Genomic DNA, 17,625 nt, shown 5'->3' on the forward strand with positions numbered 1-17,625 from the left:
CAGCGGGCTCGTCAGAGGTCAGTGGTGCACGGGTGTCCGCCGTGCGGCCGCTCCGGTGCCCTCGACGACGGTGTCGGCGGCCGCGCCCCCGCGCTCCAGCAACGAGGCGATGAGCGCGAGCACGAGAGCACTCCCGGCGAGGACGGCACCGACCCAGTTGGGCGCCGTGTAGCCGAGACCGGCGTCGATGACGAGGCCGCCGAGCCAGGCGGAGAGCGCGTTGCCGAGGTTGAAGGCGCCGATATTCACGGCCGAGGCCAGCGTGGGGGCGCCGTGCGCCTGGTCGAGAACCCGCTTCTGGAGTGGCGGCACGGTCGCGAAACCGAGAGCACCGACCAGCGTGATGGTCACCGCAGCGGCGATCTTGTCGTGGGCGGTGACGGAGAACAGTGCGAGAACGACCGCGAGAGCGCCCAGTGAGACGTACAGCATGGGCATCAGCGCCCTGTCGGCGTACTTGCCGCCCACGAGGTTGCCGCACACCATGCCCAGACCGAAGAGGACGAGAAGCCAGGTGACGGAGGAGTCGGCGAAGCCGGCGACGTGCGTCATCATCGGGGCGATGTAGGTGATGGCCGCGAAGACGCCGCCGAAACCCAGCACTGTCATCGCCATGGCCAGCAGTACCTGGATGTTCCTGAAGGCGGCCAGTTCGTCGCGGAGGCGGACGTCCTGCGGCTTGGGAAGGTCAGGGACCAGCCGGGCGACGCCCAGCAGGCCGACGACTCCCAGCGCGGCGACCCCGGCGAAAGTGACCCGCCAACCGACGGACTGCCCGATCAGGGTGCCCAGCGGCACTCCGACCACGTTCGCGACGGTCAACCCGCTGAACATCGTCGCGAGGGCACCGGCCTTCCGGTCCGGGGCGACGAGTTCGGCCGCGACCACCGAGCCGATGCCGAAGAAGGCGCCGTGCGCCAGTGAGGCGATCACGCGGCCGAGCAGCATGACAGAGAAGGCGGGAGCGAGCGCGGAGAGCAGGTTCCCCGCGATGAACAGCCCCATCAGCAGCATGAGCATCCGCTTGCGGGACACCCTCGTCCCCAGCGCGGTCATGACCGGCGCTCCGAACACGACGCCGAGTGCGTAGCCGGTCACGAGGAGCCCGGCGGTGGGGATGGAGACCCCGAAGTCGCCCGCGACCTCGGGCAGCACTCCCATGATCACAAACTCCGTCGTACCGATGCCGAAGGCGCCGATCGCCAGTGCCAGAAGCGCGAGGGGCATGAGGACAACACCTTTCAGAAGATTGCAGATGCGCTTATCGAGCGTACACAATACTTGCAGACGCTCACTATCAGCGAATGCGGGCAATTGCGTGAGTGGCCTATCCTGGGGGCGAGCAGCTTCGGGACGGAGGAACACCGATGACGGCGACGGATCCCGCACTCACCGCCCTCGCTCAGGGCTGGTGCGCTCTCTCCCTGTTGCACGGGCGGATCGAGGCCCGCATCGAGCGCGCACTGCAGTCCGGGCACGGCCTGAGCGTGCGGGAGTACTCCCTGCTCGATGTGTTGAGTCGCCAGCACGACGGCGAGGGCGGGCACCTGCAGATGAAGCAGGTCGCCGACGCGGTCGTCCTCAGCCAGAGCGCCACGACCCGGCTGGTCACCCGGCTCGAGGAGCGTGGTCTGCTCGCGCGCTATCTGTGTCCGACCGACCGCCGGGGCATCTACACGGACGTCTCCGAGGCCGGCCTGCGGCTCCTCGCCGAGGCACGTCCCACCAATGACGCCGCCCTGCGCGGGGCCCTGGACGAGGCCGCCGAGAACCCTGAACTGGCCCCTCTGGTCCGCGTCGTGGAGTCACGGAACGTGTCCGTCTAGGGTGTGCGCATGGGAGATCTCGACATCCGCCCGGCGACCGAGGACGACATCCCGGAGATCGTCGCGATGCTGGCCGACGACCCTTTGGGCGCCCGGCGCGAATCACCCGGCGACCTCACCCCGTACATCGCCGCACTGAAGCGCCTCGACGGCGACCCCCATCAGCATGTGGTGGTCGCCGTCCGCGAGCACCGCGTGGTCGGAACACTCCAGCTGACGATCATCCCCGGCCTGTCCCGGCGCGGCTCCACCCGCTCGATCATCGAAGGCGTGCGGGTCCATGGCGACGAGCGCGGCAGCGGTCTCGGTACGCGACTCATCGAGTGGGCGGTCGACTCGTCGCGGCGCCAGGGCTGCCAGTTGGTGCAGTTGACGTCCGACGTCACGCGCGCCGACGCCCACCGCTTCTACGAACGGCTCGGTTTCGAGGCCACCCACGTGGGCTTCAAGATGCCGCTCTGAATCTCGCCTCTGTTCCTGCTCCAGTCCCTGGGGCGACTGTGGGGTCCCGTTTCACGTGAAACATCGCAAGCGAGCCCCACTGCCCCCAACGTCGTGTCTACGAGACGCCGCGCCATCCCTCGGGATCCACTCCGCCAGGCACGGGAGCCCCCTCCTCGTACGGCTGACGCGTGAACACGAACGATCCGAGGTCCAGGTGGCTCACGGTCCCGTCGGGCCTTCGTACGGCCCGCAGGACCTCTCCGGCGAAGTAGCCGTTGAGTCCGGTCCAGCTGCCGTCGTCGTTGTCCCGGAAGCGAGCACCGCGCAGAGTGGCGGAGAGCGGGTCCAGTGAGAGCCCGCCGTCGGCGGCTAGACGCAACGCGAAGCAGTGCGTCCCCCAGTACCAAGGCCCGGCCAGCTCCAGAACCGAAGGGTCCACCTCGGGCAGCGGTCGCCACGGGTCGGGGATCCGCGGCTCGGCCTCCGCCACGATGCGTACGAGGTCCGCGGCCACCTCCGACACCACGGGCCCCGAGGTGCAGTTGGTCAGCACGACGGCCGCCACGTCGTCCTCGACGCTGATGGTGAGCTGGGCGAGGAAGCCGGGCACCGAACCGCTGTGACCGACCAGGAACCGGCCGTCCCGGTGCTGAAGCTGCATGCCGAGCCCGTACGCCGAACCGGCCGACACGTCGGCGGCCTCCCCCGGTGCGGCGGGCGTCCGCATCTCCCGGACGGATTCCGCACCCAACACCCGGTCGTCCCCCCTGGCCAGGAAGACCGCGAAGCGCGCCAGATCGGCTGCGGTGGACCAGAGCTGCCCGGCAGGACCCATCCTGCCCAGGTCCTCGACCTTCTCCGGCAGCATCACGTCCGCCCAGGGATGCACGGCCCAGCCGCCGGCGTGCGGTGCCACCGGGTGCCACGTCGTGCGGCGCAGGCCGAGCGGTTCGAGCACCTCGCGGCGCAGGACGTCCTCCCAGGCGGCGCCCCGCAGCTTTTCGACGAGCGCACCGAGGAGGGTGAAGCCGGGGTTGGAGTAATGGAAGCGGCGGCCGACGGGATGGCGGTGGGGCTGCTCACCGAGCACATCTGCGAGTTCCGGACGCAGGGATCCCGGGGTGCGCTCCCACCAGGGCGACGGCGACTCGGCCGCCAGTCCGCCCGTGTGGGCGAGCAGTTCGGCGATGGTCGCCTCCCCCACGCCGGTACCCGGCAGGTGCTTTTCCAGCGGATCGCCGAGGTCCAGGGCACCCTCGTCGCGTAGCCGCAGCACCAGGACAGCGGTGAAGGTCTTGGTGATCGAGCCGATCCGGTACTGCACGTTCTCGTCCGGCGCGTGCCCCTGCACCGAGGTCCGCGCCCCGTTCCACACCGTCTCCCCGCCCCTGACCAGCGCCGCGACCAGTGACGGAGTGCGTCCCTCGGCCTGGGCGACGGCGATGCGGTGCAGCAGAGCCCGACGCGTGACGGGAAGGAGCTCTTCCTGAGGTGTTGTCATGCGCCCAGTCCATCGGCCCGGACACCGCGCGTCGAGCGCATTTCCCCGGGTCAGGTCTGTGCCATGTCCACGAACCGCGAGTAGTGACCCTGGAAGGCGACCGTGATCGTGGCCGTCGGACCGTTACGGTGCTTGCCCACGATGATGTCGGCCTCGCCCGCGCGCGGCGACTCCTTCTCGTACGCGTCCTCACGGTGCAGCAGGATCACCATGTCCGCGTCCTGCTCGATCGATCCCGACTCACGCAGGTCGGACACCATGGGCTTCTTGTCCGTACGCTGCTCAGGACCACGGTTGAGCTGCGACAGCGCGATCACCGGCAATTCCAGCTCCTTGGCCAGCAGCTTCAGGTTTCGCGACATGTCCGAGACCTCCTGCTGGCGGCTCTCGGACCGCTTGCCGCCGGACTGCATGAGCTGCAGATAGTCGATGATGACCAGCTTCAGGTCATTGCGCTGCTTCAGGCGCCGGCACTTGGCGCGGATCTCCATCATCGACAGGTTCGGGGAGTCGTCGATATAGAGCGGAGCGGCCGAGACGTCCGGCATCCGGCGGGCCAGGCGTGTCCAGTCCTCGTCCGTCATCGTGCCGGACCGCATGTGGTGCAGGGCCACACGCGCCTCGGCAGAGAGCAGACGCATCGCGATCTCGTTGCGCCCCATTTCGAGCGAGAAGATCACGCTCGGCATGTTGTGCTTGATCGAACAGGCGCGCGCGAAGTCCAGAGCGAGGGTCGACTTACCCATGGCGGGACGGGCCGCAATGATGATCATCTGACCCGGATGGAGACCGTTGGTGAGCTGGTCGAGATCGGTGAAACCGGTCGGCACACCAGTCATCTCGCCCGACCGCGAACCGATCGCCTCGATCTCGTCGAGCGCGCCCTCCATGATGTCGCCGAGCGGCAGATAGTCCTCGGTGGTCCGCTGCTCGGTGACCGCGAAGATCTCGGCCTGCGCCCTGTTGACGATCTCGTCGACGTCGTCGTCGGCCGCGTATCCCATCTGCGTGATGCGGGTGCCGGCTTCGACCAGGCGGCGCAGGACTGCACGCTCATGGACGATCTCCGCGTAGTACTCGGCGTTCGCCGCCGTCGGCACCGTCTGGACAAGGGTGTGCAGATAGGAGGCGCCGCCGACCTTGGTGATCTCGCCGCGCTTGGTGAGCTCGGCGGCGATGGTGATGGGGTCGGCCGGCTCACCCTTGGCGTAGATGTCGAGGATCGCCTGGTAGATGGTCTCGTGGGCCGGCTTGTAGAAATCGGGACCCTTGAGGATCTCGACCACGTCGGCAATGGCGTCCTTGGACAGCAACATGCCGCCGAGTACGGACTGCTCGGCGTCGAGGTCCTGCGGTGGAACCCGCTCGAAGGCCGAACCCCCGCCGTCCCATTCCCCGTTGTCCCTGCCGCGGTCGTGCCGCTCCTCCCGGCCTCGGCCGCCGTCGTCCTGACGCCGTCGGGAAGCAGGCAGACGATCACCGGGCCCGCTGTCGGCCCACGGGTCGTCCAAGGGCTCGGAAATGCTCACCGAGCGACCTCCTCCCGTCCGCCGAGCGGACCTCGCCGTGCTTCTCTTTCTACGGCACGACACTGACAAATGAGACGGCCCAACTCCGGTTCTGGCGCGTCGGTTTTGCGAGGTTTTCGTGATCTGCCGAGGAGCGGGCGCCGCACCACCGTAGGCCCGTCGGCACCGTCAGCCAATCTGGTTATCCACAGGCCATGTGGACGACGGCCCAGATGCTGTGGAGAACCCCGCAAAACCTGTGCACGACTCGGTGGACAGGCCTGTGAACAAGACCTCCCTCCTCTCATCGAAAGCGCCCTGATCTGCACTTTTACCGTCCACCGGCTGTGCAGAAGAAAAACTTTCCCGACCTGATCAAGATCATCGCGATCTGTGCGCGAGAACACCCTCGACCGAGCGTCGTGTAATAGTCATAGGCGCATTGCATCTCTTACCTGTGGAAGATTAGATTGGTGGTCATGACACAGGCTTCCGCGCCCCCCAAGGCCACCCGGCGCCGGCACGATCGTGAGATCATCACGCTGGCCGTTCCGGCCTTCGGTGCGCTCGTCGCCGAGCCACTCTTCCTGATGGTCGACACCGCTGTCGTCGGCCATCTCGGCACCGCACAACTGGCCGGCCTCGGTGTCGCTTCGGCCCTTCTCGTCACCGCCGTGAGCGTCTTCGTCTTTCTGGCCTACGCCACCACAGCCGCTGTCGCGCGACGCGTCGGAGCCGGGGATCTGCGGGCCGCGATCCGGCAGGGCATCGACGGCATCTGGCTCGCTTTGCTACTGGGGGCTGCAGTCGTCGCCGTCGTCCTGCCCACCGCGCCCACGCTCGTCGCCCTCTTCGGTTCCTCGGACACCGCGGCCCCCTATGCCACGACCTATCTCCGGATCTCGGCACTGGGCATCCCGGCCATGCTCGTCGTGCTCGCCGCGACCGGTGTGCTGCGCGGTCTCCAGGACACGAAGACACCTCTGTACGTCGCCGTGGCGGGCTTCGTCGCCAACGGCGCCCTGAACGCAGGCCTTGTCTACGGCGCCGGTCTGGGCATCGCAGGATCAGCCTGGGGAACGGTCATGGCCCAACTCGGCATGGCGGTCGCCTATCTCTGGGTCGTGATCCGCGGTGCCCGCAGACATGGCGCCTCTTTGCGGCCCGACGCCCTCGGGATACGCACCTCGGCCCAGGCGGGGGTGCCGTTGTTGGTCCGCACGCTCTCCCTACGTGCTGTCCTCATGATCGCGACCGCGGTCGCTGCCCGGCTCGGGGACGAGGACATCGCCGCGCACCAGATCATCCTCTCGCTCTGGAGCCTGCTTGCCTTCGCCCTGGACGCGATCGCCATCGCCGGACAGGCCATCATCGGTCGCTACCTCGGTGCCGGCGACGCTCAAGGAGCCCGCGAAGCCTGCCGCCGGATGGTGCAGTGGGGGATCGCCACCGGCACGGTCCTCGGACTGCTGGTGATCCTCGCTCGTCCCATGTTCATTCCGCTCTTCACGGACGACCCGACGGTGCAGGAAGCCGCACTCCCCGCTCTGCTCGTGGTGGCGCTCGCCCAGCCGATCTCCGGAATCGTCTTCGTGCTGGACGGCGTACTCATGGGCGCGGGAGACGGCCCCTACCTCGCCCGGGCCATGGTGCTGACCTTGGCCGTGTTCGTCCCGGCCGCCCTACTCGTCCCCGCCCTCGGAGGTGGCCTGACCGCGCTCTGGGGCGCCATGACGTTGATGATGGCGACGCGCATGCTGACGCTGTGGCTGCGATCCCGTTCCGGCCTCTGGATCGTGACCGGAGCAACCCGCTGAGAGCGGAACCTGAACTTCACGTCGTTTCACGTGAAACATCGCCCGGTTCCCTCTGTTTCACGTGAAACAGAGGCTCCTCGGCATCATCAGCCGATTGACCCCGGTCAGTACGGCTTGCGGGCAAGCATGTGGGGCCGCACCCCTTACAGGGTGCGGCCCCACACACCGCTTGAGCGTGAGCGACCCTTAGGCCGCGATGACCTCGATGTTGACCTTGGCGGCAACCTCGGGGTGCAGACGCACGGACGTCTCGTGGGCGCCCAGCGTCTTGATCGGAGAGGTCAGCTCGATGCGGCGCTTGTCGACCTCGGGGCCACCGGAAGACTTGATCGCGGAAGCGATGTCGGCCGGAGTGACGGAACCGAAAAGCCGACCGGCGTCGCCGGAGCGGACAGCCAGACGAACCTTGACGGCCTCGAGCTGGCCCTTGATCTGGTTGGCCTGCTCGATGGTCTGGATCTCGTGGATCTTGCGAGCACGACGGATCTGCTCGACGTCCTTCTCGCCACCCTTGGTCCAGCGGATCGCGAACTTCCGCGGGATCAGGTAGTTGCGAGCGTAGCCGTCCTTGACGTCGACGACGTCGCCGGCAGCGCCGAGGCCGGAGACCTCGTGGGTAAGGATGATCTTCATTGGTCGGTCACCCTTTCCTTAGCGCGCGGTGGACGTGTAGGGCAGCAGCGCCATCTCACGGCTGTTCTTGACGGCCGTGGCGACGTCACGCTGGTGCTGCGTGCAGTTGCCGGTCACGCGGCGGGCACGGATCTTGCCGCGGTCGGAAATGAACTTCCGCAGCATGTTCGTGTCCTTGTAGTCCACGTACGTGACCTTGTCCTTGCAGAATGCGCAGACCTTCTTCTTAGGCTTGCGCACAGGCGGCTTCGCCATGGTGTTTCTCCTGTGTGATCAAGAAGTTTGGGGTTACGGCCCCGCCCTCGTCCTTTCGAACCGGTGATCCGGCCCGGAAAGGCTTAGAAGGGGGGCTCGTCCGAGTAGCCGCCACCGCCGCCGGAGCTTCCGCCCCAGCCGCCGCCACCGCCGCCACCCTGGTTGCCACCGGCGGGTGCGCCGCTGGCCCACGGGTCGTCGGCGGGAGCGCCGCCGCCCTGCTGGCCGCCGCCGGGGCTTCCGCCCCAGCCGCCGCCACCCTGGCCGCCGCCGTTACCGCCGCCGCCGTAACCACCCTGGCCACCGCGGCCACCGCCGGCGGTCTTGGTGACCTTGGCCGTGGCACTGCGCAGGCTGGCGCCGACTTCCTCGACGTCCAGCTCGTAGACCGTGCGCTTGACGCCCTCACGGTCCTCGTAGGACCGCTGCTTCAGCCGGCCCTGCACGATCACGCGCATGCCTCGCTGGAGCGACTCGGCGACGTTCTCCGCCGCCTGACGCCAGACCGAGCAGGTCAGGAACAGGCTCTCGCCGTCCTTCCACTCGTTGGTCTGACGGTCGAAGGTGCGGGGGGTGGACGCGACACGGAACTTCGCGACCGCCGCACCGGAGGGGGTGAAGCGCAGCTCGGGGTCGTCGACAAGATTGCCGACGACCGTGATGACGGTCTCGCCTGCCATGGGGGTACCTCTCGGCGGGTTTGCTGCTGGCTGCTAGTGCTGCTACTCGAATCCCGGGATCAGCTGAGCGGAAGCTCAGTGGGTCTCGGGACGGAGGACCTTGGTCCGGAGGACCGACTCGTTCAGGTTCATCTGGCGGTCGAGCTCCTTGACGACCGCAGGCTCGGCCTGCAGGTCGATGACCGAGTAGATGCCCTCAGGCTTCTTCTTGATCTCGTACGAGAGACGACGACGGCCCCAGGTGTCGACCTTCTCGACCTTTCCGTTGCCCTCACGGACGACGGAAAGGAAGTTCTCGATCAGGGGGGCGACAGCGCGCTCCTCCAGATCGGGGTCGAGGATGACCATCACCTCGTAGTGACGCATGTGGAACCCACCTCCTTCGGACTCAGCGGCCACGGTCGTTCCGTGGCAGGAGGGTTGTGATGCGTACGCAACGGTATCGGCCACCACTGACAATCAGGTTCCCCGCAAGGGGGGCCCTGTCATGGCCTGGGCAGACACCGGTGCAGACGGTACAGACTACCTGCACCCCCGCTTCCGGTTGAAATTGGGGGCTGCGGACCGTCAATCTGTACACATCGGGTGTGTATGGCGCTACGATGCGCCGCCTTCCGCAGGAGGTGCCCTATGGCACAGACATTGCGACCCAACATCGCCGGCTCCCTGTTCGCCACCGACGACAAGCCCCACCCCGTGCAGGACACCCTGCTGGCCGTGACGCTCGTACTCGGGGCGGTCTCCTTCATCACGGCGATGTTCCACCATCTGCACCTGCTCAGTTCCTGGACGGGGCTGGTGGGGATTCTGACCGGCGCGTACGGGCAGTTCATCTCGGAGACGACCCGTGAGCGCTTCGGTCTGATCGTGGGTCTCGGTGCCTCGGCAGTCGGTTTCTTCCTCGGCATGGCCCATGGAGGTCTCTTCGGCGGGGTCATCGGCTGACTTCGCACCCTCGGCCGCACGGCGGCGGACCGCGCTCCAGTCTGTCCGCCGCCTCACATCGGACCAAGCGGCCCAATAACACCGCCTGACGTCCTGGCTGCGTACCGGCCGGGCCCCAGGTTCCATACGGCCATTCGAGGCGCCCGCAGGGCGCAGTAGGCTTCGGCGCGAGAGCCGGAGCCCCTGTACCCATGGGGACACACCAGCCCGAGGAGCGCCCTGAATGAGCCTGACCCTGAGGACGATCAGCCGTGAGCAGCATCTGGCATACATCCAGAGCCTGCCCTCGGCTAGCCACATGCAGGTCCCGGCCTGGGCCGACGTCAAGGCCGAGTGGCGCTCCGAGAACCTCGGGTGGTTCGACGACAGGACCGGTGAGATGGTCGGCGCCGGCCTGGTGCTGTACCGCCAGCTGCCCAAGATCAAGCGCTATCTCGCCTATCTGCCCGAGGGCCCGGTCATCAACTGGTTCGCTCCGAACCTCACCGACTGGCTGGAGCCGATGCTCGCCCATCTGAAGCAGCAGGGCGCCTTCTCGGTGAAGATGGGCCCGCCGGTGATCATCCGACGCTGGGAGGCCACCTCCATCAAGGCGGGCATCCAGAACCCGGACGTGAAGCGCCTGCGCGACATCGAGGCCGACTTCATCGAGCCGCGGGCCTTCGAAGTCGCCGACAAACTGCGCCGCATGGGCTGGCAGCAGGGCGAGGACGGCGGGGCCGGCTTCGGTGACGTGCAGCCCCGCTACGTCTACCAGGTGCCGCTGGCCAATCGTTCCCTGGAGGAGGTCCACAGAAACTTCAACCAGCTGTGGCGCCGCAACATCAAGAAGGCCGAGAAGGCCGGCGTCGAGGTCGTCCAGGGCGGTTACCAGGACCTGGAGGAGTGGCAGCGGCTGTACGAGATCACGGCCGTGCGCGACCGCTTCCGGCCGCGCCCGCTGTCGTACTTCCAGCGCATGTGGACGGCCCTCAACACCGAGGACCCCAACCGCATGCGGCTCTACTTCGCCCGGCACAACGGCGTGAACCTGTCCGCCGCCACCATGCTGGTCGTCGGCGGGCACGTCTGGTACTCCTACGGCGCCTCGGACAACATCGGCCGTGAGGTCCGGCCCTCGAACGCGATGCAGTGGCGCATGCTGCGCGACGCCTACGCTCTCGGTGCGACGGTCTACGACCTGCGCGGCATCTCCGACTCGCTGGACGAGACGGATCACCTCTTCGGCCTGATCCAGTTCAAGGTGGGCACGGGCGGACAGGCCGCCGAATACCTCGGCGAGTGGGACTTCCCGCTGAACAAGCTGCTCCACAAGGCGCTCGACATCTACATGTCGCGCCGCTGACGCCCCCGTTTTTGTTTCCATACCTCTGATACACCGCAGCCACCAGAAAGGTTCCGGGACCGTCCATGGCGCTCACGCTGTACGTCGACACCGCGCGCTGGCGGGCACACCACAAGCATGTTCAGGAGCAGTTCCCGGGACTCGTCCCCGTCTGCAAGGGCAACGGCTACGGCTTCGGGCACGAGAAGCTGGCGGAAGAGGCCACGCGCCTCGGGTCGGACATCCTCGCCGTCGGCACCACGTACGAGGCCGCCCGGATCAAGGACTGGTTCAGCGGCGACCTGCTGGTGCTGACCCCCTACCGACGCGCTGAGGAGCCCGTCCCCCTGCCCGACCGCGTCATCCGCTCCGTGTCGTCGGTCGACGGCGTGTACGGCCTCGTCGGCGCCCGTGTCGTCATCGAGGTCATGTCCTCGATGAAGCGGCACGGAGTGAGCGAGCAGGAGCTGCCCCAGCTCCACGCGGCCATCGAGAACGTGCGCCTGGAGGGCTTCGCCATCCACCTGCCGCTGGACCGCACCGACGGCTCGGACGCCGTCGAGGAGGTCATCGGCTGGATGGACCGGCTGCGCGCGGCCCGCCTGCCGCTGCACACCATGTTCGTGAGCCATCTCAAGTCCGAGGACCTCATCCGCCTGCAGCAGCAGTTCCCACAGACCCGTTTCCGGGCCCGGATCGGCACGCGGCTGTGGCTGGGCGACCACGAGGCGACCGAGTACCGGGGAGCGGTGCTGGACGTCACCCGTGTCGCCAAGGGCGACCGCTTCGGTTACCGCCAGCAGAAGGCCGCCTCCGACGGCTTCCTGGTGGTCGTGGCGGGCGGTACGTCGCACGGCGTGGGTCTGGAGGCTCCGAAGGCGCTGCACGGCGTCATGCCGCGTGCCAAGGGCGTTGCCCGGGCGGGCCTCGCCACGGTCAACCGGAACCTTTCTCCCTTCGTCTGGGCCGGCAAGCAGCGCTGGTTCGCCGAGCCGCCGCACATGCAGGTGTCGATCCTCTTCGTCCCCTCGGACGCCCCGGAGCCGAAGGTAGGCGAGGAACTGGTGGCCCATCTGCGGCACACGACCACGCAGTTCGACCGGACCGTCGACCGCTGAGGGCTCGCTTCCCCAAGGACTCGGCGAACGAATCACCCGAGTGGATCACCCCAGCACCACGCGGAAGGCCGTACACGAGGATTTCGTGTACGGCCTTCCGCGTCACCTGTCCGCACCCTGTTCGCTCAGAGCGAACTTCTCTCCGGTCCACGGCTGCCCCAGTCCACCTGCGGTCCGTCGACGTGCACGGCATGCCGCGGAGGGCGGGCCGCCGCACCGTAGACGTGGACGTCGTCCGCGCCGTCGAGCACTCCACCGGAGGGATCGTCGTCACCTGCCCGGCGCACCGTGTCCCGGTCGGGCATGAAGATGTCCCGCACGACGACGACGCACAGGTACAGCGTCCCCAGCAGGTGAGCCATGATGGCGAGTTGGTAGCCCTCGGCAGGCAGCCCCTTGTGGGCGTCCCCACTGGTCGTGTAGGCGAGGTACATCCAGATCCCCAGGAAGTACGCCACCTCGCACGCCTGCCAGATGAGGAAGTCCCGCCACCGGGGCCGGGCCAGCGCGGCGAGGGGGACCAGCCAGAGGACGTACTGCGGCGAGTAGACCTTGTTGGTGAGGATGAAGGCCGCGACGATCAGGAAGGCGAGCTGGGCGAAGCGCGGGCGGCGCGGCGCGGTCAGCGCGAGCGCGGCGATACCCGCGCAGACGAGCACCATCGAGACCATCGCGTACGCGTTCGCCGTCTCACCCGTGATCTGGATGTTCATCCGCTGCGAGATGACGAGGAAGAAAGAGCCGAAGTCGACGCCGCGTTCCTGACTGAAGCGGTAGAACTTCGCCCATCCGTCGGGTGCCAGGAGCATCACCGGGAGGTTCACCGCGAGCCAGGCGGCGACGGCACCGAGCAGCGCGGTCGCGAACGCGCGCCACTTGCCGGCCCGCCAGCACAGCACGAAGAGCGGTCCGAGCACCAGGAACGGATAGAACTTGGCGGCTGTGGCGAGCCCGATCAATACACCGAAGGCAAGCGGACGCTCACGCGACCACATCAACATGGCGACGGCCAGCAGGGCCACCGCGAGCAGGTCCCAGTTGATGGTGGCCGTCAGCGCGAAGGCGGGCGCCAGCGCCATCAGAAGGCCGTCCCAGGGGCGCCGCCGGTGGATGCGCGCGCAGCAGACGGCGATGACGGCCGCACAGGCCATCAGCATCCCGGCGTTGACCATCCAGTACCACTGCTCCTGGTCCTGAATGGTGCCGCTGCCCGGGGTGAGCCAGGCGGCGACCTCCATGAAGACGCCGGTGAGCACCGGGTACTCGAGGTACTCCATGTCACCGGGGATCTTGTCGAAGTACGGCACAAGCCCGTCGGCGAAGCCACGCCCCTGGTAGAGGTGCGGGATGTCCGAGTAGCAGGCGTGCGTGTACTGGGAGCTGGCCCCGAAGAACCAGCCGCCGTCGTAGCAGGGCAGCTTCTGCACCATGCCCAGCGCGAACATTCCGATCGCCACGAGCGCGACGACCCGTACAGGCGTCCACCAGGACGTGCCGAGCAGCGCTCGCCGCCCGATCGGGCCGCCGATCAGCTCGCTGCCGGTCGCAGCGACCTCATCCTCCTTGGTCGGCCGTACGGGCTCCGGCTCGTCCACGCTCACTCGCGTCGTCTCTGCACTGGGCATGCCGCACATCCTGCCGTACGCGCCTGGGAATACGTCCAGGGCTGCCGGGTCCGGTCGTGGGGCGAGCGCCCGCGTTTCACGTGAAACACGGCGCCACCATGCTCTCCGGCCCTACCGGCACCACAGCAAGGGCCACCGCGCCTGATCGGTGCGGTGGCCCTTGTTTCACGTGAAACGCATCCTGCGAGGCGAGGAGCTACCCGTTGGAGCCTCCGAAGAGTCCTCCCCCGTTCTGGTTGCCTCTCGTATCGTCCTCCGACTCGGTCGGTGTCGGTGTCACTCCGCCGTCGGCACCACCGACATCCGTACCGCCCGTGTCCGTACCGCCCGTGTCATCACAGGTGGGGTTGAAGGGGTTGGTGCAGCTCTCACTGGGCGTCGGTGACGGCTCGATCTCGCTCTCGGTCGGCGTCGGGCTCGGCTCGGGGACCTCTTCCTCCGACTCGGTCGGGGTCGGAGTCGGAGTCGGATCCGGGTCGTCGTTCACGATCACACCGATCGGCTGGGGCTCCGGGAAGTTCTCGACCGGCTCGCCCTTGAGGGCGTCCTCCATGTAGTCGTGCCAGATCTCGGCCGGGAACGAGGCACCGTGGATCGTCTCCTGACCACCCGTGCCGTACATCTCCAGGAACGTTCGGTTCTTGTTGGACTCGTCGTCGTCCATGCGGTACATGCTGATCGCGGTCGACAGCTGCGGGGTGTACCCGACGAACCAGGCCGACTTGTTGCCGTCGGTGGTACCGGTCTTGCCCGCCACCTCACGGCCGGCCAGCTGGGCCGACGTACCGGTTCCCTCGTCGACGACGGTCTTGAGGACGTCGGTGACGTTGTCGGCGACCTCCGGCGTGAAGGCCCGCTTGGGCTCGGCGATGTCGTCGTGATCGAACATCGTCAGACCCTCGTGCTCCACCGTCTTCACGGAGAACGGATCGTTCTGCTTGCCGCTGGCAGCGAAGGTCGCGTAGGAGCCGGCCATTCGAATCGCACTGGGGTCGGAGATACCGATCGAGAAGGACGGGAAGCTGGTGCCGGTCAGGCTGCTCTCCTTGAGCCCTGCCTCGATGGCCGCTTCCTTCACCCGGTCCAGACCGACATCCATGCCCAGCTGCACGAAGGCCGAGTTCGCCGAGACCCGCATCGCCTCGCGGAGGTCGATCTGGTACTTCGGCGCGCTGCCGTACGACGCGTCATCGTCGTTGGCCTGCAGCCACTCCTCCCCCTTCTCGTTGGTCCAGACCTGACCGTCGTAGTCCTTGATCTTGAGGTTGTTCTTGCCGCTGTAGAGGCTCTTCGGCGAGACGATGGTGCGCTCGTCCTGCGCCTGGTCCCCATCGAGGTCGGGATCGCGCTTGCCCCAGGTCATGGCTGCCGCGAGCACGTACGTCTTGAACGTCGAACCGACCTGCGCACCGGTGACGTCGGCGTTGTTGGTGAAGTGCTTGGTGGCGTCCTCACCACCGTAGATCGCCTCGATGGCACCCGACTTGGGATTCACGGACGCGCCACCGAACTGCACATGGGTGTCGGTCTTCGGACGCAGGTCGGGCTTGATGTTCTCCTTGCGGACCTTCACCACGGCCTTCTCGAGTTCCTTGACCTTGTTCTTGTCGAAGGTCGTGTGGATCTCGTAGCCGCCCCGTTCGAGCTGCTTCTGGTCGATGTTCGTGTTGTTGAGGATGTAGCCCTTGGCGGTGTCGACGAGGTAGCCGATCTGACCGCCCAGCTGAGCGTTGGACCGAGGGCTCTGGATCTTGGGGAAGTCGGGGTACTTGGCCCGCTCGGTCGCGGACAGGTGCTTGTCCTTGACCATCTCGTCAAAAATCCAACGCCAGCGGTCGGTGGCCCGCTTGCGGTTGTTCTCCGGCGAGGCCTCCGGGTCGATCGACGGCGCGCCGGCCGGGTCGTAGTACGTCGCGCCCTTGAGGACCGCGGCGAGGAAGGCGCACTGGCTGGGGTTGAGCTTCTCGGCGTCCTTGCCGAAGTACGTGCGGGCGGCAGCCTGGATACCGTACGCACCACGTCCGTAGTACGCGGTGTTCAGGTACCCGCGCATGATCTCTTCCTTCTCGACCGAGGTACCCACCTTGACCGAGATGAAGAGTTCCTTGACCTTCCGCGACAGGGTCTGCGACTGGTCGTCGAGCATGGCGTTCTTCACGTACTGCTGGGTGATGGTGGAGCCACCCTGCGTCTGACCACCCTTGGCCATGTTGACGACGGCTCGCGCGATACCCATGGGGTCGACGCCGCTGTCGCTCTCGAACGTCTTGTTCTCGGCCGACATCACGGCGTAGCGCATCGCCTTGGGGATCTTCTCGTACGCGATGATCTGGCGGTTGACCTCACCACCCGTCGCGACCATCTGCGAGCCGTCCGACCAGTAGTAGACGTTGTTCTGCGCCGTGGCGGCCTCGGCCGGGTTGGGTACGGCCACGACCGCGTAGCCGATGCCGGCCGCCGCCACCAGGCTCCCGAAGAAGCCGATGAGCATACCCGTCACCTGACGCCACGACGGCACCCAGCGCATCGCCCCGTACCTGCCGGCACGCGGGTAGTCGATGAAGCGCTTCTTCCCGGGCGGGGCCGCGCGCCCACGGCCGCGGCTCGGGGGCTCGGGGGCTCTGCGACGGCTTCCGCCGACGCCGGTGTCGGCGCTTCTCACCGACCCCCGACGCGTGGCGGCTCGGCCCTCGTACGAGGTCTCCTCACCTCCCGAGCCATAGGTCTCCGAAAGTGACCCGGTGGCGCCCCGCGGTGCCGCGCGGCGGCCGGAGGACGCCGACTGGCCGCGTCGGGCCGCGGCACGTCCGCCTCCCTGCGGCTGCGGCGGTTTGCGACGGTGCTCGCTCATCGAACGACTACTCCTCGGGCAGGCGCACCCGTGCGCGCCTGGAAACGGCGGCTGGTTTCCGGTCCCCCCGAAGTACGGATGCGGTCGTGCTGGCATTCATCCGTACCGCACTCAGGACGGCGACGTGCTCAAACGTCACTCGGCTCCCAGTGGTGTGCATGCCGCACAGACTACGCACCGCCAAAACCCATTGAGCACCGAACTTCACCCCAAATCAGGCAACTTGCTTCCTGCCCATCGGTGATGTGACCCCGTTCACCGGATCCTCACTTGTCGCATCCGTAGGGGCGTTCTATCGTCTGGATGTATCGAGTCGATACATCAGCTCGGCATAAGACGTGTCGACGGGGTCAGCGAGAGAGGGGAGGCGACGATGAGCCGGCGCTCCGGGATACTCGAGTTCGCCGTCCTCGGCCTGCTCCGCGAGGCCCCGATGCACGGGTACGAGCTGCGCAAACGACTCAACACGTCGTTGGGTGTGTTCCGTGCGTTCAGCTACGGGACGCTCTACCCCTGCCTCAAGACGCTGGTCGCGAGCGGCTGGTTGATCGAGGAGCCAGGTGGTACTCCGGAGGATCCTGCCGCCGTCCCGCTCACGGGCCGCCGCGCCAAGATCGTCTACCGGTTGACGGCGGAAGGTAAGGAGCACTTCGAGGAGCTGCTCTCGCAGACGGGTCCCGATGCCTACGAGGACGAGCACTTCGCTGCTCGGTTCGCGTTCTTCGGGCAGACCTCCCGTGATGTGCGCATGCGCGTCCTGGAGGGCCGTCGCAGCCGTTTGGAGGAACGGCTGGAGAAGATGCGGGCCTCACTGGCGCGCACCCGAGAGCGCCTCGACGACTACACGCTCGAGCTCCAGCGCCACGGGATGGAGTCCGTGGAGCGCGAAGTGCGCTGGCTGAACGAGCTCATCGAGAGCGAGCGGGCAGGCCGGGACCTGAATGGTCCCGGCCACGCAGAGCCCGCTCGCGACACCACAGAGGGAGCGCCGGGCGCCCTGCCCCGGCCCGGGGAGAACCCCGGGCCGGATGCGCCCGGCGACACCACCACGTGAGGTCCCTGCCAGGACCTCACTCGTACACACAGGGAGCAGCCGGA

General features: G+C 67.4%; 16 protein-coding genes. 7 read left to right on the top strand and 9 right to left on the bottom strand.

Annotation, left to right across the window (positions count from 1 at the left end; all coding sequences use genetic code 11):
- Positions 1-18: 18 nt before the first annotated feature.
- Positions 19-1,227 (bottom strand): MFS transporter, encoded by a 1,209-nt coding sequence (locus H4687_RS23095; RefSeq protein WP_046913166.1) that lies wholly within the window; start codon positions 1,225-1,227, stop codon positions 19-21.
- Positions 1,228-1,367: 140 nt separating this feature from the next.
- Here H4687_RS23095 and H4687_RS23100 point away from each other — a divergent pair, with 140 nt between their 5' ends.
- A complete protein-coding gene (locus H4687_RS23100) occupies positions 1,368-1,826 on the top strand; it encodes a MarR family winged helix-turn-helix transcriptional regulator (protein ID WP_046913167.1) in 459 nt (152 codons plus the stop codon).
- A gap of 9 nt (positions 1,827-1,835) precedes the next feature.
- Positions 1,836-2,288, top strand: coding sequence for a GNAT family N-acetyltransferase (locus tag H4687_RS23105; protein WP_046913168.1), 453 nt, complete (start codon positions 1,836-1,838; stop codon positions 2,286-2,288).
- Between the two features lie 97 nt (positions 2,289-2,385).
- On the opposite strand, the gene H4687_RS23110 is transcribed toward H4687_RS23105, so the two are convergent.
- On the bottom strand, positions 2,386-3,771 hold the full coding sequence (locus H4687_RS23110) for a serine hydrolase domain-containing protein (RefSeq protein WP_046913169.1): 1,386 nt from the start codon (positions 3,769-3,771) through the stop codon (positions 2,386-2,388).
- Positions 3,772-3,821: 50 nt separating this feature from the next.
- The gene (dnaB, locus tag H4687_RS23115; RefSeq protein WP_046913170.1) at positions 3,822-5,300 is read right to left on the bottom strand and encodes a replicative DNA helicase; all 1,479 of its coding nucleotides are present in this window, start codon (positions 5,298-5,300) and stop codon (positions 3,822-3,824) included.
- Between the two features lie 449 nt (positions 5,301-5,749).
- Between dnaB and H4687_RS23120 the strand changes: the two genes are divergently transcribed.
- Positions 5,750-7,096 (top strand): MATE family efflux transporter, encoded by a 1,347-nt coding sequence (locus H4687_RS23120; protein WP_046913171.1) that lies wholly within the window; start codon positions 5,750-5,752, stop codon positions 7,094-7,096.
- A gap of 186 nt (positions 7,097-7,282) precedes the next feature.
- On the opposite strand, the gene rplI is transcribed toward H4687_RS23120, so the two are convergent.
- The 4 genes from rplI to rpsF form a co-directional block, all read right to left on the bottom strand.
- Positions 7,283-7,729 (bottom strand): 50S ribosomal protein L9, encoded by a 447-nt coding sequence (rplI, locus tag H4687_RS23125; protein ID WP_046913172.1) that lies wholly within the window; start codon positions 7,727-7,729, stop codon positions 7,283-7,285.
- Positions 7,730-7,747: 18 nt separating this feature from the next.
- Entirely contained in the window at positions 7,748-7,984 is a 237-nt protein-coding gene (gene rpsR, locus H4687_RS23130) for a 30S ribosomal protein S18 (protein WP_003949403.1), read from the bottom strand.
- Positions 7,985-8,067: 83 nt separating this feature from the next.
- On the bottom strand, positions 8,068-8,664 hold the full coding sequence (locus tag H4687_RS23135) for a single-stranded DNA-binding protein (protein ID WP_046913173.1): 597 nt from the start codon (positions 8,662-8,664) through the stop codon (positions 8,068-8,070).
- Positions 8,665-8,739: 75 nt separating this feature from the next.
- On the bottom strand, positions 8,740-9,030 hold the full coding sequence (rpsF, locus tag H4687_RS23140) for a 30S ribosomal protein S6 (protein WP_005482942.1): 291 nt from the start codon (positions 9,028-9,030) through the stop codon (positions 8,740-8,742).
- 264 nt (positions 9,031-9,294) lie between these two features.
- Here rpsF and H4687_RS23145 point away from each other — a divergent pair, with 264 nt between their 5' ends.
- From H4687_RS23145 to H4687_RS23155, 3 genes are all read left to right on the top strand, one after another.
- Positions 9,295-9,609, top strand: a complete 315-nt coding sequence (locus H4687_RS23145) for a hypothetical protein (RefSeq protein ID WP_005482944.1) — start codon at positions 9,295-9,297, stop codon at positions 9,607-9,609.
- A gap of 223 nt (positions 9,610-9,832) precedes the next feature.
- Positions 9,833-10,954 (top strand): peptidoglycan bridge formation glycyltransferase FemX, encoded by a 1,122-nt coding sequence (femX, locus tag H4687_RS23150; protein ID WP_046913174.1) that lies wholly within the window; start codon positions 9,833-9,835, stop codon positions 10,952-10,954.
- A gap of 65 nt (positions 10,955-11,019) precedes the next feature.
- Positions 11,020-12,051 (top strand): alanine racemase, encoded by a 1,032-nt coding sequence (locus H4687_RS23155; protein ID WP_046913175.1) that lies wholly within the window; start codon positions 11,020-11,022, stop codon positions 12,049-12,051.
- A gap of 125 nt (positions 12,052-12,176) precedes the next feature.
- On the opposite strand, the gene H4687_RS23160 is transcribed toward H4687_RS23155, so the two are convergent.
- Together H4687_RS23160 and H4687_RS23165 are read right to left on the bottom strand one after the other, a co-directional pair.
- On the bottom strand, positions 12,177-13,676 hold the full coding sequence (locus H4687_RS23160) for a glycosyltransferase family 87 protein (RefSeq protein WP_046913176.1): 1,500 nt from the start codon (positions 13,674-13,676) through the stop codon (positions 12,177-12,179).
- A 196-nt stretch (positions 13,677-13,872) separates the two neighbouring features.
- On the bottom strand, positions 13,873-16,527 hold the full coding sequence (locus H4687_RS23165; protein WP_179860074.1) for a transglycosylase domain-containing protein: 2,655 nt from the start codon (positions 16,525-16,527) through the stop codon (positions 13,873-13,875).
- 373 nt (positions 16,528-16,900) lie between these two features.
- On the opposite strand from H4687_RS23165, the gene H4687_RS23170 reads away from it, so the two are divergent.
- Entirely contained in the window at positions 16,901-17,581 is a 681-nt protein-coding gene (locus tag H4687_RS23170) for a PadR family transcriptional regulator (protein ID WP_046913178.1), read from the top strand.
- Positions 17,582-17,625 lie beyond the last annotated feature (44 nt).

The organism is Streptomyces stelliscabiei (assembly GCF_014873495.1).
Taxonomy (GTDB): domain Bacteria; phylum Actinomycetota; class Actinomycetes; order Streptomycetales; family Streptomycetaceae; genus Streptomyces; species Streptomyces bottropensis.